Source organism: Streptomyces sp. WG5 (genome assembly GCF_049974565.1).
Taxonomy (GTDB): domain Bacteria; phylum Actinomycetota; class Actinomycetes; order Streptomycetales; family Streptomycetaceae; genus Streptomyces.
In genome coordinates, this window is sequence record NZ_JBNGGC010000004.1 from 27,437 (window position 1) to 42,308 (window position 14,872).

Here is a 14,872-nt window from a genome sequence, read left to right on the forward strand (position 1 = left end):
CTCCATGGAATTGTATACGACTCCTTGAATTCTTATACGGCCTGCCGTTCGACCGGGCAGCTCATGCAGCGCGGCCCGCCCCTGCCCCGGCCCAGCTCGCTGCCCGGGATCTCGATCACCTCGATGCCCTGCTTGCGCAGGTGGGTGTTGGTGGTGGAGTTGCGTTCGTAGGCGACGACGACGCCCGGCTCGACGGCCAGTACGTTGCAGCCGTCGTCCCACTGCTCGCGTTCGGCGGCGTGGACGTCCTGGGTCGCGGTGAGGACGCGGATCTCGCTCAGCCCGAGCGCGGCGGCCATCGCGCGGTGCATGTGCTCCGGCGGATGGTCGGTGACCTTCAGCTCCTTCTCGCCCACGCCCGGCTCGATGGTGTAGGAGCGGAGCATGCCGAGCCCGGCGTACTGGGTGAAGGTGTCACCGTCGACCATCGTCATCACGGTGTCGAGGTGCATGAAGGCCCGCCGCTTGGGCATGTCGAGGGCCACGATGGTGCGGGCGGAGCCCGCCGCGAACAGCTTGTACGCCAGCATCTCCACGGCCTGGGGCGTGGTCCGCTCGCTCATGCCGATGAGCACGGCGCCGTTGCCGAGGACGAGGACGTCGCCGCCTTCGATGGTGGAGGGGTAGTCGGCCTGCCCCTCGGACCAGAGGTGGAACGCCGCGTCACGGAACAGCGGGTGGTGCCGGTAGATCGCCTCGAAGTGGACCGTCTCGCGCTGCCGGGCGGGCCAGCGCATGGCGTTGATGGAGACGCCGTCGTAGATCCAGGCCGAGGTGTCCCGGGTGAAGAGGTGGTTGGGCAGCGGCCCGAGCACGAAGTCGTCCAGTTCCATGGCGTGGAACCGCACGGAGGTCGGCTCCGGGTGCGCTTCCAGGAACTCGCGCTTGGTCATGCCGCCGACCAGGACCTCGGCGAGCTCGCGGGCGGACAGGGTCTCGAAGGCGGCCCGGAGGTGGTCCGTGGCCAGTACGCCGTACTCCTTCTCGTCGAAGACCCGGTCCAGGACGAGCCGGCGGGCCGCCGGGACGTCCAGGGCCTCGGAGAGCAGATCGCCGAAGAGGTGCACGGCGACGCCGCGGTCGCGGAGCACGTCGGCGAACCCGTCGTGCTCGGCGCGCGCCCGGCGCACCCACAGCACGTCGTCGAAGAGAAGGGCGTCCTTGTTGCTGGGGGTGAGCCTTTTGAGCTCGAGATCCGGCCGGTGCAGGATGACGCGGGTGAGCCGCCCGGCTTCGGAGTCGACTTGGAATCCCATGACTCCATCCTGACCATTCGGGCGCCTGTTCACCCCCCGCTTGCGCAGACCCGTGCGCCGCGGGTCAGCCGCCCGGCGCGGCAGGAGCACGTGCGCGACGGGTCAGCCGCCCGGCAGCAGCAGCTCCGGGCGGGCGAGCGGGCGACGGGTGGAGCGGCCCGGCTCCAGGACCGCGCGGGCGACGATCCAGCCGGACAGCGCGTGCGGGTCGGCCGGGTCACGGGCCAGCTCCTTGGCGTAGCCGTCCAGTGCGGTGGCCGGATCGCCGGCGGCGAGGTGCTCGTCGGGGGTGCGGGGGTCGGCGGGGCGGAGGGCGAAGGCGTGGGTGCGGGTGTCGGGCCAGAAGCCGCGGTCCGGGCGGAAGCGGAGAGTGCCGTCGTCCGGCCCGGCCGGTGCGGCGACGTTGCGCAGCCGCCACTGGGTGCGGTGCAGGGCGGCGGCCGTACGGGCCCGGGCCCGTACGGCCGGGTCGACGGGTACGCGCAGCCATCCGTCCAGCGTCCGGGCGAGCCCCGCGACCAGCCGGTGCCCCGGTGCGGTGAGCCGGGCGCTGGTCAGCAGCGTGCGCACGACCAGCCGGCTCTGCAGCCGGCGCAGCGCGAAGTGGTAGCCGGCGGTCTCGGCGTGGGCCGGATCGGCCAGCCGGTCCCGCCAGAAGCCGGCGACGCCGGTGAAGGCGTACGCGCCGTGCAGCAGCCCGGTGAGGTGGCGGGGGTCGGCGCGCCAGGGGGCGTAGAAGCGCTCCTCCCGGTCGTCGTCGAGGAGGGGGAAGAGGTGGAGGAGTGCCGCGAGTTTGCTGTGCTGGAACTCGTGGACGAGGGTCTCGGCGAGGGCGAGCGCGGACCCGGGGCGGGAGATCACCATGGCGCCGAAGGAGTCGCCGCTGGAGGCGGACACCCCGACGGTCGGCGGAGCGGGCGGGGTGAAGGCGGTGCGGCCGTACGGTATGACGGCGCGTATCAGGGCCGGGTCGAGCCCTCCCGGGCCGGTGCCGGTGCTGGTGCTGGTGCCTTTGTCGGTGCCGGTGCCCGTCGCGGCGAGGATCCCGACCGCGTCGTCGAAGACCCGCTGCCACTCGGCCGCCTCCTCGGCGTCGAGCCGGGCGGGCGGGACCGGATCGTCCAGGTCGCGGTAGGGGTCGAGATCGTCGAGGGGTATGGCGACGGGACCGGCGGGGGTGGTGTGGACGAGAGTACGCAGGGGGAGCCAGGCGGCCGACGTCTCGGGGGCGGGACCCGCCGCGGGGGCGGGCGGGGCCCCGGCCTGGCGGGGCTCGGCCTGGCGGGGCTCGGCCTGGCGAGGACCGGCTTGGCGGGGCTCGGCCGGGAGTGGCTCGGCCGGGCGGGATCCCTGCCGGCGGAATGCCTCCGTCCGAGGCTCCTCCGGTCGTCGCCGGTCCGCCGGCGCCGTCACCGGGTGGCACGTCACGGAGGTGCGGGAGCCGTCGTGGGCCGGTGGGCCGGAGAGGGTCAGCCGACCCGCTTTCGTCGCGGCCCGTGCGACGGCCGGTCCCGGCGACGCGGCCGGCAGCCGGAGCAGGCCGAGGCCCGGCAGGTGCAGAGCGCCGTCGGCGAGGGGAACCGTGAGCGACGTCCTGGTACCGGCGCGCAGGGCCGCGGTGAGCGCCAGGACGTTCAGCCGGCCTGCCTCCGCCCACAGCGGCGGCCCCGTCGCGGTGCCGTGCACCCGGCGCAGCATGTGGGCGATCCAGCCACCCGTCGTCGGCGCGAGCAGCAGCCGGTCGACCGCCTCGGGTGCCCGCTCGGCGGCCGCCTTGAAGGTGTCCCAGGCCTCCGCGACCGGTGTCAGGGGCGTGGGCAGTTCCGCGAGCCGGTCCAGCAGGGTCCGCAGCAGGAGCAGCCGCCGTGCCCGCTCCCCGCGTTCCAGGAAGGCGACGGCCTCCGCGGAACCACCTCCGGCGGCCAGTTCCGCGAAGATCCGGTCCGGCACGCGGAACGGGGCGGGGTGCGGCTCGCTGGTCATGGGCGGGGACCTCCGGTCGGGGGTGGGCGCACGTGCACCCCGGCGGGCGCTCGGCCTCGTCGGGGCTCGTCTCCGGGGCCCTGCCGTCGGGGCCCTTCGGTCGGGTGCGGGCGGCGGCTACTCGGCCCGGGCGCCGCCGCCGCCCTCGCCGCCGCCTCTGATGCTGCCGCGTGCGCGCAGGACCTCTTCGAGCAGGCGGGCAGTGGGACGGAGCGGCGTGAGAGCGTCCACGGCGGTCAGGGGCAGCGCCGCGACGTCCGCCAGATCCGACTCCCAGACATCGGCGCGCCCGAGGGCGACCGGCTGTTCACGGGTGGCGGCTTCGGCATGGCGCAGAGCGGGCGGCTGGTCCAAGATGCTCCCCCTTCTCGCACGGTGGCACTCGATGCCCCGTGTCTCTTTCCATCATGGCCATTACGACCCATGTCGAAAACCGTACGATCACGCCACCCGATCATCCACGAGCACCCGGTCACTCCCGCGGATCCGCCAACTCCCTCAGCGCTTCGGCGAGTCCGTCCTTCCGCAGCGGATCGTCGTCGACCGCCACCACGGCGTCGAACAGTTCCCACAGCGCCTGCGGGTGGCGCCGGGCGAGGGTGTTGAGGATGCCGGTCGCGTCCGTGCGTGCCTTGGTGTGACGGGGCAGCGTCCCGGTGACGCGTGGGTCCAGGGACCCGACCACCGTCTGCCGCTCGGTCGGGTCGCTCATCAGCGGATAGGCGAGGAGGGCGTCCACGGCCCGCAGCAGCGGGGAGACCCGCCGTTCCCTGCCGCCGGGCTCCACCGCGGCGAGGATCTCGGTGCGTTCGGGGCTCTGCAGCCGGATCTCGGGGTACTGCAGAGTACGGCCCGCGTCCCTGAGGGCGGCGATACGCGTCCGTACGGCCGGAAACAGTTCCTCCGCATCGGGCGGTGCGGGCAGTACCGCGGCCCGGTCGGCCAGCAGGGCGAGCAGGACGTCGGAGAACAGGCCGGTGGCGCGCACCGGATCGTTGGCGGCGGCCCGGCCCCGCCCGGCGGCCCGGAGCAGGGTCTGCCGGTGGGCGAGACTGCGCCGCCCGACGGGCAGCGCGTCCGGCGGCAGCGGCTCGCGGAAGGCGAGCGCCTCCTCGAAGGTCTCGCAGGCGTCCACGATCCACAGCTGGTCCGCGAAGCCGGGCACGGCGTCCCCGGCGTACCGGGCGAGCGCCGAGTCCAGGTCGATGCCCAGCTTGTCGTCGGTGGTGGCGTCCGCGCAGAACAGCCGCAGCTGCCCGGACCGGTCGAGGACGCCGTGGCCGCCCCACCAGACCCAGAGCACATCTCCCCGGGCGGCGGGGAGTTCGCGGACCAGGGCCCGGCGCAGCGTGGCGTGGTCGGCGGGCGCGTACGCCACTTCGGGGACGTACGGCGGCAACGGGGCCAGGTGCAGGCGGATGTTGGCCTCGGGTACTCCGGCGGCGCGCAGCAGGCGGTGGAACCGGACGGCGTCCCGGGCGGGTCCGGGCAGGTCCCAGCCGGTGCCGGCGTCGTAGGCCTCGACGCCGACGACGAGCGCGTGCACCCGGGCCGGGTCCGCGGCCGGGGCGGGGAGCGGGCCGGTCACGGGAGCCGGTCCACGATGTGCCGGTACACGGCCGGGTTGGTCCAGTAGGCGCTGTGCGCGGCCGGGAACGGCTGGCGGCTGTCGACGGCGACGTCGGTCACGCGGCCCGGGAACAGGCCGGCGCCCAGGTAGGAGAGCAGGTCGCGGGGGTCGTAGAGGTTCAGCCAGTCGGGGAAGTGGTCCGGCAGCGGCGCGGGGTGTTCCAGGGAGGGCAGGGACCCGGACTCGTAGAGGAACGGCCCCTGGGAACCGGCGGTGACCAGCAGCCTCACCTGGGGCAGCGGGGTGAGGACCAGCGTGTCCAGGGCGATGATGCCGCCGAGGCTGTGCGCGACGACCGCGACGGGCGGCTCCAGACCGGCGAGCAGGGCGCGCAGTCCGGCGCGGACCGCGTCGCCGCGGCTGAGGTAGCGCAGCACGTCCCCGGCGGCCGGGTGGGCGGCCTCGGTGAGGGCCCGGCGGCGGCGTACGATGGCACGGGAGGCGGCGGAGCCGGCGACCCGCAGTGCCAGGGAGCGCACGCCGCGTTCCGTGCCGCGGGCCGGTGCGCCCAGGGCGCGGGCGAGCCGGTCGGTGACGGCGTCCCGGGTGGCGCCGACCGGCACGAGGGGCGCGTCGGAGTCCAGGGCGCCGGCGACGACTTGGGCGGTGAGGCTGCGGGCGGCGAGGCCGGGAAGGTCGTCCGGGGCGAGGGCCTCGGCCGCGGCGCCGAGCAGCGGGTGCGCGGCCAGGCCGGCGGCGGCGCGCGCCAGGCCGGGGCCCAGGTCGGCCGCCGGCGCGTCGCCCTCGGCGGCGAGGGCCGCCAGCCGTGCCCGCAGGTGCTGGTCCGGGGGCAGGGAACCCGGTGGCAGCTCGGCGGCGGCGGCCGACCCGGAAGCGGCGAGGGCGAGTTCGGCGTACGGATCGGCGTAGAGGGCGGCCCAGGCGGCCGTGCCGTCGTCGTCGGCGTCCGGGGCGGAGGGGCCTCGGCTCCGGCCGGAGACCGGGGGCAGGCTCGCTCCGCCGGCGGCGAGCGTCGCCCCGTGCTCGCCGCCCCAGTAGTAGGGCACGACGCGCAGTCCGCCGCGCAGCTCCGTCACTCCAACGGAGAAGCGCCCCGCGAGCGCAGAGAAGCCCGGTTCGCGCACCCCCGTGCCGTGGATGAAGACGACCGCCGTCATGTGCCCCCCGTGCCCCTGGTCCAGGTCCGTGTACGACTTCCGATCCCTCGTCAGATCGTTTCCAGTCTAGGAAGGTTCGATCCCTTCCGCGGCGAACGTTCCGAACCGGAGACCGCCGAGCAGAGGACCGTCGAACAGGCCTGCCACCGGTTGGCCACCTGACCAACGGGGGAGACACATTGAGCCCTGACGCGATGATCACGCACCTCGTGGGTGCCGCGGCTCTCGTCCTGGTGGCCGCCCACGCGGCCGGCTGGCTGGCCCGGCGGCTGGGACAGCCGTACATCGTCGGGCAGTTGTCGGCGGGCATCGCGCTCGGCCCGTCCCTGCTCGGGGCGCTGGCGCCGGACGCGTACGCGTCGTTGTTCCCCGAGGAGATCGGCCCGGCGCTGACCGGCTTCGCGCAGTTCGCGCTGGTGGTCTTCCTGTTCGCGGTGGGCTACGAGCTGGATCTGAAGATCCTCGGCGACCGGGCCCGCACCTCGCTGACCGTGGCGCTGGCCTCCTTCGTGGTGCCGATGGCGGCCGGCTGCGCCGGCGCGCTCGTCTTCCGGGAGCAGTTGCACGGCCTGGGCATGCCGCGGGACCTCTCCCCCGCCATGGTGGTCTTCGCCGGGGTCGCCCTGTCGATAACGGCGGTGCCGGTGCTGACGGCCATCGTGCGGGAGAACGGACTGTCCGGGTCCGTGCCGGGTGTGGTGGCGGTCTCGGCGGCCGGGGTGCTGGACGCGGTCTGCTGGACGGTGCTGGCCGCGGCCCTGATGGACAGCGGCGGCGCCGAGGCGGTGCTCGACTGGCCGTGGCGGGTGGCGCTCGCCGTCGGCTTCGTCACCGTGATGGTGCTCGCGGCCCGGCCGGTGCTGCGCCGGCTGCTGTGGCGGACGCGGATGGAGCCCGCGCTGCGGCTGGCGCTGCTCATCGGTTTCGCCCTCGGATCGGCGTGGGTCACGCACTCCCTGGGACTGCACGTGATCTTCGGGGCGCTGCTCGCCGGAGTGGTGGTCCCGCGCGAGGAGGGCGGCACGCTCGACCCGGACCTGCTGCGGCCGCTGCACGACGTCAGCTCACTGCTGCTGCCGTTCTTCTTCGTGGTCTCGGGTCAGTCCGTGGCGCTGAACGGCATGGACGGCACGGGCTGGACCGTCCTGCTGGTGGTGACCGTGCTCGCCGTCACGACGAAGATCGGCAGCGGCACGCTCGCGGCCCGGCTCGGCGGACTGGACCGGCACGACGCGCGGACCGTGGGCGTACTGCTCAGCGCCCGGGGTCTCACGGAGCTGATCGCCCTCGACGCGGGTCTTCACGCGGGCTTGCTGAGCACCCCCCTCTACACGGTGCTGGTCTTCATGGCCCTCGCCACGACCCTGCTCACGCAGCCGCTCCTGCTGCTCACCCGTCGGCCGGCCGGACCGGACCGCCCCGCGCCCCCCGCCCAGGCGACCGTCCCGGTGGCCCCGCCCGCCCAGGGCGGAACGACGACGGAGCCGGGCTCGGACGTCGGTTGAGCGAACCCGCCCGCCCGGCCGCCCGCCCGCCCGGCCGCCGGGGCGGCCGGGCGGTCACATCGGTACCGGCGCGATGTCGCACTCGATGCGCCGCCGTTGGCGGGCCGCCACCAGCCAGGGCTGGTCGGCGCGGACCACGCGGGTGAAGCCCTCGACGGCCTTGCGCTGCATTCCGTCGGCCTCCGCGCCCCGGCCCAGGCCGCGCAGGTCGAGGGCGAGGTTGGCCGTGCAGGACAGCGTGAGCGGGTGCTCCTCGCCGGCGACCTCCGCGAGCAGGGGCAGGTTGGCCTCGTCGATCTCACGGGCCCGCTCGAAGTCCAGGCGGGCGTAGGCCGTGTTGGCCTGGCCCAGCGCGGTGGTCAGTGTGACGATGTGCCGCTCTCCCACGGTGTCGGCCAGCAGCCGGGCCGCGTCGTCCTCCTGCTCCTGCGCGCTGTCCAGGGCACCGCGCGTCCGCAGCGTCGCGGCCAGGGTGACTCTGGCCAGCAGGGTGCACACGTGGGTGTCTCCGAGCCGCTGCGCATAACGCCGTACGGTGCTCTCCGCCAGTTCCTGGGAGCCCTCGAGGTCTCCGGCCAGACGCAGGTCGACGCAGACGTTGGTCGCCGTGGCCAGTGAGTCGAAGTGGTCCTCCCCGTAGCGGCGGGTGAAGTGCCGCAGTGCCTCCTCCGCGAGCTCGGCACCCGCGTCCAGTGCTCCGTCACGGCGTCGGCAGACCGCCAGGTTGCGGGCGATGCGCAGGGTCAGCGGGTGCTCGCCGCCGAGTGCGGAGCGCGCGCGGAGGTACACGTCCTCCAGGGCCTCGCGGGCACCCGGGTAGTCGCCGCACTCTCGCGTGTTGATGGACAGGCTGTTGAGGGTGTTGAGGGTGTAGAAGCTGGTGGGTCCGAAGTGCAGGTCCCGCAGGCGGGCGTTCTCCTGGTCCAGCGGCAGCGCTTTCCGGAACTCCCCGCACAGCCGCAGGTCGACGCCCCACGAGTGGGTCGCGCGGAGGGTGGAGGGATCGTCGCGGCCGAACAGGGACCGGGCCAGCTCGGTCGCCTCCTGGCTCAGGATCCGCGCCTCCTGGATCCGGCCCTGGTAGCGGCGGGCGTCGGCCGTCTCGCACAGCGAGTCGATCAGCTCCTCGGGCTCGACGTCGAGTGCCCGGGAGGTCTCCAGCGCCTTCTCCGCCAGCGGGATCGACTCCGGCACGTGCCCGGTCTGGCGCAGCAGGAACGAGAGGCACTTCGTCATCCGGACGACGTGGATGTCCTCCTCGCCGGAGGCCGCGAGCCAGGCGCTGTAGGTCTGCCGGGCGAACTCCGCGGAACCGTCGTGGTCGCCCCAGTAGTACAGGAACCACACGCTGTCGGCGACGAGGTCCCGCACCCAGGTGTCGGTGCTGGTCACCGCCTGCGAGGCACGGAGGTGGGGCAGCAGTGACTGGTAGGCGGGCCATTCCAGCGGCGAGCCGTACGGCCCCGGTTTGGCCGCCGACAGCAACTGGTGTGCGGCGCCCCGCATCCGCTCCCGCTCCTGCGTGCCGAGCTTGGCCAGGAGCACGGTCTGCAGCAGGCGGTGCATCTGCAGGGTGTTGGAACGGGTGTCGACCTTGATCAGGGAGAACTGGCTGAGATCGCGGATGGCGCGGTTCAGTTTGATCGAGTCGCGCAGCAGGGGGTCGATCTCGGGGGTGATGCTGACGCCCCGGCTGCCGCGCAGGATGGAGCGCGGGATCGGTTCGGGAGCCATGCCGGCGCAGATGTCGAGGAGTTGCCGTGCTCCGGGGTTGTTCTGCCGGATGCGCTCCAGGGAGAGGTCCCAGGCGGCGGCGACGGAGACCGGGTAGTCGGGGTTGGGGTCCAGTTCGAGGATCTCGGGACTGCGCTGGGCGAGCAGGTCGAGGTAGTCGTCGACGAGCATGCCGGTGACGGCGCGCCAGGCGCCCGCCTGCTCCACCGCCAGCGGCAGGTCACCGAGTGCCTCGGCGAGCCGGTCCGCCTCCTCGGCCGTCAGGTCGGGCGAGCGCCTGCGGAGCAGCTCGACGGACTCCGACCGTTCGAAGACGCTCACCGGCAGCGGGGTCGCCACCCGCTCCCAGGCACGGTTGCGAGAGGTGACGATGACCTTCCCGGGCCCGTTGGCGGGGAAGTACCGGCGCACCACGTCGATGTCCTCGGCGTTGTCGAAGACGAGCAGCCAGTCGGCGTGCGGGGCGCCGGTGCGCAGGGCCTCCAGCACCGCGGGGACGGCGGTGTTCGCGGTGGGGGCGCCGCGGTCCTGCCCGGACGGAGTGATGCCCAGCCGGGCGGCCAGGCCGGCCAGCGCGGCCAGGATGAGGCTCTCCTGCTCGGCGGGGATCCAGCAGATCACCTTGTACTCGTGCTGGTGGGTGTAGATGTACTCCAGGGCGAGCTGGGACTTGCCGACGCCGCCCAGGCCGTGCAGCGCGTGCGGGAGCACTGCGGCCGTGTCCTGGGCCCCCAGCTGCTCCTCCACGGCCCTCAGCAGCCCCTGCCGGCCGACGAACGAGGTGTTCCGCAGGGGGACGTTCACCAGGAGGGCGGACGTCGCGGTCGTGGTGCTCTGCATGAGCTGCTCAGCCTCCGGGGCTTCGGGTGAGGTCGCGTCGGTTACCAGGGGCGGCACGTGGTCTCCAGGTTCGGTGGGGTGGTTCGACGCTGGATCCATGCCTTCTCGGCCGCCGGGTGATCCCCCGCCGCCCGCAGGGTTCACCTCTGTGGGTGTACCCGCGGGCAAACCGGCGCCCACCCGTTCGGCCGCACCGGGCGGCAGGCGCCCGGAGAGTCGGGGTTCGATGCGCCTGGCCCGTTCGGAGTAGGGACCCGAGAGTGCGCGCATCACGGCCAGTTCGCTGCGCAGCCAGCCGTGTTCGGCGGGGTCGGGCAGGGCGGCTCCGGCCGGGTCGCTCAGGGCGGCGCGCAGGGCGACGCCGCGCCGTCCGGCGGCCGGCAGCTCGCCCACCATGCTGACGGTGCGGGCGAGTTGGCTGCGGGTGGTGGTGGCGAGCAGCGCCTCGCGGACCCCCTCGGCGAACTCGGGCCGGCCTTCGCCGCCACTGTTCCAGTCGATCAGCCCGCCCATGAGGATCTCGGCGATGTGGTCGGGACCGGTCTCCGGCATGGCGCGCCGGCGCATCTGCTCCACGAGGTCGAACTCGAAGGGAATGGCCGCGAGTTGGGTGGCCAGTCGGCGGGCGGCGGGGGTGGCGAGGGTGAAGAAGCGCCGCACGGCGGCGGAGGCGGCGCGCGGCAGGCGCGGGGCGCGCAGGCCGGGGGCGGGCGCTCCCTTGGCGAGGGCACCGGCGAGGACGACGGGCAGGGACCGGCGCACGCCCCGCTCACCGGTGACGAGGTCGGCCCAGGTGCCGAGGGAGCCGGGCTTGAGGGACAGCACGGGCACCGGTACGGAGCCGTCACCGGCCTCGGGCAGCGGGCGCAGCGGGTCGGGGCCGCCGGGCGGCGCCCAGTGTCCGAGGCCGTCGTTGGGGGCGCCGAAGCCGCCGGCTTCCAGGACCGCCTGGTACGGGTAGAGGGAGGTGCGGTGGCGCAGGTGCGGCGGCAGCAGGTGGACGAGGGCCGTGGGGCCGGCGTGGCCGAGTCGGCCGAGCAGGTCGTCGGCGGCCGGTGCCGCCCAGCCGTGGGCGAGCCCGTCGGTGACGACGAGGAAGACCCGGCCGCCCCGGCCGTCGAGGAGTTCGGCGGGGTCGGCGGTGGCGCGGTCGGTGGCCCGGCGCAGGGTGGCGGTGCCGGTGCGCGGGACGTGCACCCGGACGCCGCGGACGCCGCGGAAGGCGCCGCTGTGCTCGGCGGCTTCGGTGAGGCGGGCGCAGGTCTCCTGCCAGATCCCCATGGTAGGGGCGTCGTCGACGAGCAGGACGAGGTCGAAGACGGTGGCCCGGGCGGGCCGCAGGAAGGGCAGCCACAGGCCGTCGGACACGCCCTGCTCGGCGGTGGCCTCCTCGTCGAGTTCCAGGGTGTGGCGGGAGGGGATGCGCCGGGCCAGTCGGTGCAGGGCGCGGGCGAGCAGCGCGGTGGTCCGGCCGGGGCCGGGCCGGGAGCGCTCCTCGGGGGGCAGCAGCGGCTGCCCGACGTGGAGTGTGAAGGTGCCCTCGGCGTCGGGTAACAACCGGTGCCGGGGGGCTGGTTCGGCGTGCGCGCCGGCCGGGTGGCCGGTGGGTGCGAACCGGTCCGCGGGGTCGCCCGGCGGCGGTGCGGGCGCGGCAGGGGTGCCGGAGGCGTCGGGTGCGGAGGGGGCCGGCCGTGCGTCCGGTGCCGGGTCGGCGGCGCGTGCGTCGGCATCGGCGGGGGGCCGGTCCGCCGTCCGTTCGCCCTCGGTGGCGGGCGGGAGAGCGGGCCGCGGGGATGCGGGGTCCTGCGCCGGATCCGGGCGGCCGCTGCCCGGGCCGCCCGGGCCGGAGCCGGGGCCGCCGTGGCGGTCCCAGTACGCGGCGAGCCAGACCGCGTCGGCGACCTCCCGCCAGTGCGGGCCGGCGGGCTGCGGCGCGTCCGGGTACGACTGGTCGCGGGCACCGGGGTCCTGGGCCGGGGCCGTGGTGAGCGCCGCTCCGTACCCACGCGCGCCTTCGACGGAATCGGGGAACGCCGACGGGGGCGACGTCCCCGATACGGGATCACCGTCGCCCGGTCCGGATGCGCGCTCCCTGGGAAAGCCGGTCAATTCAGCGGCCCTTCGCGAGGTCGCGGAGGAGCATTTCCACGAGCTTACGCCCGTCACCGTCCGCCTGGAAACCACCCGCGGTGGTCATCTGCACCGCGTTCAGCAGCTGGTCCAGGGAGTGGGTGCCGCCGGACCGGATCTGCCGCACGAACTCGTCCACCAGGTCCTCGGTGCCCTCGGGCCGGACACCCAGGTGTCCTTCCACCAGGGCCAGCAGCTGCTCGCGGCCGGGGGTGCGCATCTCCAGCGGGAGGCAGCGCCGGCGGAAGGCGGCGGGGAACTCCCGCTCCCCGTTACTGGTGATCACCACGACCGGGAACTCCCGGCACTCGACGCGCCCGCCCCGCACCAGCGCCTGTCCGGCGGGGTCGCTGGTGTGGACGCGTGCGGTGTCCGCGGCGTCGCGCACCAGTTCCGGGACGTCATAGCTTCCGTTCTCCAGGACGTGCAGCAGGTCGTTCGGCAGGTCGATGTCACTCTTGTCGAGTTCGTCGACGAGGAGCACCCGGGGACGATCGTAGGGCAGCAGGGCGGTGCCCAGTGGGCCGAGAGTGATGAAGTCCCCCAGAAGAGGCGGGAGTTGCCGGCGTGCTGACACGGCCGACGGGTTGTCGCCGCCCGGCTCTGCGGCCCCGCCCTCCGCGTCCGCCGTCGCCGTGGTGCCGCCCGGTTCCGGTACCCGGGGCGCGGTGCCGCGCAGTCCGGCCTGCCAGGCCGCGATGGTCTGGGCCCGGCCCATGGCGTCATGGACGTACAGCCCGTCGCGCAGCGTGGTCCGGCTGACGATGCTCCACTCCAGGACCCGGCCGAGGCCCAGCTCCCGGGAGATCACGTAGGCGAGCGTGGACTTGCCGATTCCGGGCGGCCCGGTGATCAGCAGCGGCCGGCGCAGCAACAGGGCGGCGTTGACGGTGTCGATCTCGTCGGGGCCGAGCTGCGGGGTGACGTCGCCGCGACCCAGCCGGCGTACCGCTGCTTCCGGCTCGTCCGGCGGTGCGGGCTGGGACGGCGCGCCGAGGAACCGTCGCCAGGGCGGCGCCTGCGGCAGCGGGGGCGGGACGACCGGCGGCCGGCCGGTGCCGTGGAACACGCGCCAGCCGTTCGGGGACGTCTGCTCCTGCGCGTTCATGCCGGTGCCTCCTCGTCGGCGAGTTCGCCGGGATCAATGGTATGCATGTCGACAATGCGGGTGGGGTCGTCCCAGAAGAAGCCGATGTGACGGCCGAGGAGCCGACCGGGACCCTGCCGGTTCAGTTCGGCGTTCTGCCGCAGGCGGTGGATGGCGAGCGGGATCTGCCCGGGCGTCGGTACGGCTGCGAAGACGGCCGTCACCACCTCACGTCGCTCCTCGGGGAAGGCTCCTCTGCGGTCCCACACCGCCAGCCCGACACCTTCCGCTATGGCGGCCTTGAGGGCCTCCATGGCGGAGATCCGGGCCGGGGCGTCCATCACCACGGCCGTGTGCCTGGTGTCCCCCGCGAGTGTCGCCTGCCATGCGTCGATCCGCTGCGCGTCCGGCTCGCTCCAGCCGTGCACGCTGACCCCGTGCTGCCTCAGCGCGTGCCAGCGCTCCTGCCACTGGTGTCGCACCAGTGCGTCGTCGGTGCGCATCCGGTCCAGACTGCGCAGGTGCACCCCGTACTTCAGCCCGAGCGGCAACGGCCGCCCGTCACCGATCCGGTACGTCAAACTCGCCACATCGTGGTTGAGGAGTTCGTACGGAAGGACGAACTCCACGTACGCCGACGGCTGCCGGTGTCCACCGGCGGGCGGCTCCCCCGGCCCGGCCCAGAGCCGGCCGCCCTGCCGCAGCGCGTCGTCGACGGCCGGGCCGAGCGCGTCCAGGGTGGTCACGGCCGGCGCGCCGGGCTGCGGGTCCCAGTGGCCCGGCACGGTGTTGAGCCAGGGACGTACGACGACCTCGCCGGAGCCGTCCCGGGCGGGCTCGACGGCGACGACGAGGCAGCGGGGGATGTCGGGGTCGCGCACCGTCCGGGCGCGGGTCTCCCGGCGCCGGATCAGCTCCTGGGTGAGGCCGGCCCGCCGGGCCCAGTCGTCGACCCAGCCGCAGAGCGCCGCGCGGTGGCCGCGCGTGGCGGCGAGCGGGCCCGCCCGGTCGAGGAGGAGCACGGCGGGCGGCAGGCCGTCCGGCTGGGCGTTCCACGCGAGGACGTGGAGGAACAGCTGGTCGGGTAAGAGTCCGGTGGGCAGGTCGAGGCCGTTGAGTTCCTCGGCGAGGTCGTCGCGCAGCCGGCCGGCGGGGAGTTCGCCCCCGGCGAGGACGGCGCGCGCCCGGGCCTCGTCGTCGCGGCCCAGCGGGCCCGGCGGCACCTGGGGCGGGGCGGGCGGGTCGGGGGTGATCAGCCGGTCCAGTGCGTCACCGGCCGGCGTCCCTTCGAGGATGCGCACCACCGTGACGAGCACGTGTTCCCCGCCCTCCACTTTCAGGGCGGTGCGGACCAGGGTGACCACGTCCTCGCGCTGCTTGACGCCGCGCAGGTCGACGGGGCGCGTCAGACCCAGGTGGTCCCCGAGCACCGTGGCGAACTGGCTCCGCCCCTGCGGATCCTCCGTACAGCCGAGTCCGCACAGGGCCTCGGTCAGCTCCAGCAGCAGTGCCGCCCCGCGCGCATGCCCGGAGTCGCCCTCGGCTGCCCCGAATCCCGCGCCTGTCTCCACCGACTGTCCCCCATGAGC

Annotated in this window: 9 protein-coding genes; 1 reads left to right on the forward strand and 8 read right to left on the reverse strand. The window is 74.5% G+C overall.

The genetic code is table 11. The features are described from left to right. Positions 1-32: 32 nt before the first annotated feature. From ACP4IX_RS05425 to ACP4IX_RS05445, 5 genes are all read right to left on the reverse strand, one after another. Positions 33-1,256 (reverse strand): arginine deiminase, encoded by a 1,224-nt coding sequence (locus ACP4IX_RS05425; RefSeq protein WP_426526206.1) that lies wholly within the window; start codon positions 1,254-1,256, stop codon positions 33-35. Between the two features lie 102 nt (positions 1,257-1,358). Further along, entirely contained in the window at positions 1,359-3,239 is a 1,881-nt protein-coding gene (locus tag ACP4IX_RS05430; RefSeq protein WP_426554874.1) for an aKG-HExxH-type peptide beta-hydroxylase, read from the reverse strand. 117 nt (positions 3,240-3,356) lie between these two features. Continuing rightward, on the reverse strand, positions 3,357-3,593 hold the full coding sequence (locus tag ACP4IX_RS05435) for a hypothetical protein (RefSeq protein ID WP_426526202.1): 237 nt from the start codon (positions 3,591-3,593) through the stop codon (positions 3,357-3,359). Between the two features lie 118 nt (positions 3,594-3,711). After that, complete coding sequence (locus ACP4IX_RS05440; RefSeq protein ID WP_426554875.1) at positions 3,712-4,827, reverse strand: effector-associated domain 2-containing protein; 1,116 nt, start codon at positions 4,825-4,827, stop codon at positions 3,712-3,714. Beyond that, positions 4,824-5,987, reverse strand: coding sequence for a hypothetical protein (locus ACP4IX_RS05445; RefSeq protein ID WP_426554876.1), 1,164 nt, complete (start codon positions 5,985-5,987; stop codon positions 4,824-4,826). Before ACP4IX_RS05445 ends, ACP4IX_RS05440 begins: the two co-directional genes overlap by 4 nt. Before the next feature lie 194 nt (positions 5,988-6,181). Between ACP4IX_RS05445 and ACP4IX_RS05450 the strand changes: the two genes are divergently transcribed. Then, positions 6,182-7,492 (forward strand): cation:proton antiporter, encoded by a 1,311-nt coding sequence (locus ACP4IX_RS05450; RefSeq protein ID WP_426554877.1) that lies wholly within the window; start codon positions 6,182-6,184, stop codon positions 7,490-7,492. Positions 7,493-7,546: 54 nt separating this feature from the next. Here ACP4IX_RS05450 and fxsT read toward each other — a convergent pair whose 3' ends face one another. From fxsT to ACP4IX_RS05465, 3 genes are read right to left on the reverse strand one after another with little or no spacing between them, the layout of a single operon-like run. Then, a complete protein-coding gene (gene fxsT, locus ACP4IX_RS05455; RefSeq protein ID WP_426554878.1) occupies positions 7,547-12,175 on the reverse strand; it encodes an FxSxx-COOH system tetratricopeptide repeat protein in 4,629 nt (1,542 codons plus the stop codon). Between the two features lies 1 nt (position 12,176). Beyond that, complete coding sequence (locus ACP4IX_RS05460; protein ID WP_426554879.1) at positions 12,177-13,304, reverse strand: MoxR family ATPase; 1,128 nt, start codon at positions 13,302-13,304, stop codon at positions 12,177-12,179. Then, positions 13,301-14,854, reverse strand: coding sequence for an effector-associated domain 2-containing protein (locus tag ACP4IX_RS05465; protein WP_426554880.1), 1,554 nt, complete (start codon positions 14,852-14,854; stop codon positions 13,301-13,303). Before ACP4IX_RS05465 ends, ACP4IX_RS05460 begins: the two co-directional genes overlap by 4 nt. Positions 14,855-14,872: the final 18 nt, after the last annotated feature.

What these genes read in the sequence shown, in the direction of transcription:
- ACP4IX_RS05425 (WP_426526206.1), bottom strand. Translation starts at nt 1,256, where the DNA reads ATGGGATTCCAAGTCGACTCCGAAGCCGGGCGGCTCACCCGCGTCATC.
- ACP4IX_RS05430 (WP_426554874.1), bottom strand. Translation starts at nt 3,239, where the DNA reads ATGACCAGCGAGCCGCACCCCGCCCCGTTCCGCGTGCCGGACCGGATC.
- ACP4IX_RS05445 (WP_426554876.1), bottom strand. Translation starts at nt 5,987, where the DNA reads ATGACGGCGGTCGTCTTCATCCACGGCACGGGGGTGCGCGAACCGGGC.
- ACP4IX_RS05450 (WP_426554877.1), top strand. Translation starts at nt 6,182, where the DNA reads ATGATCACGCACCTCGTGGGTGCCGCGGCTCTCGTCCTGGTGGCCGCC.
- ACP4IX_RS05460 (WP_426554879.1), bottom strand. Translation starts at nt 13,304, where the DNA reads ATGAACGCGCAGGAGCAGACGTCCCCGAACGGCTGGCGCGTGTTCCAC.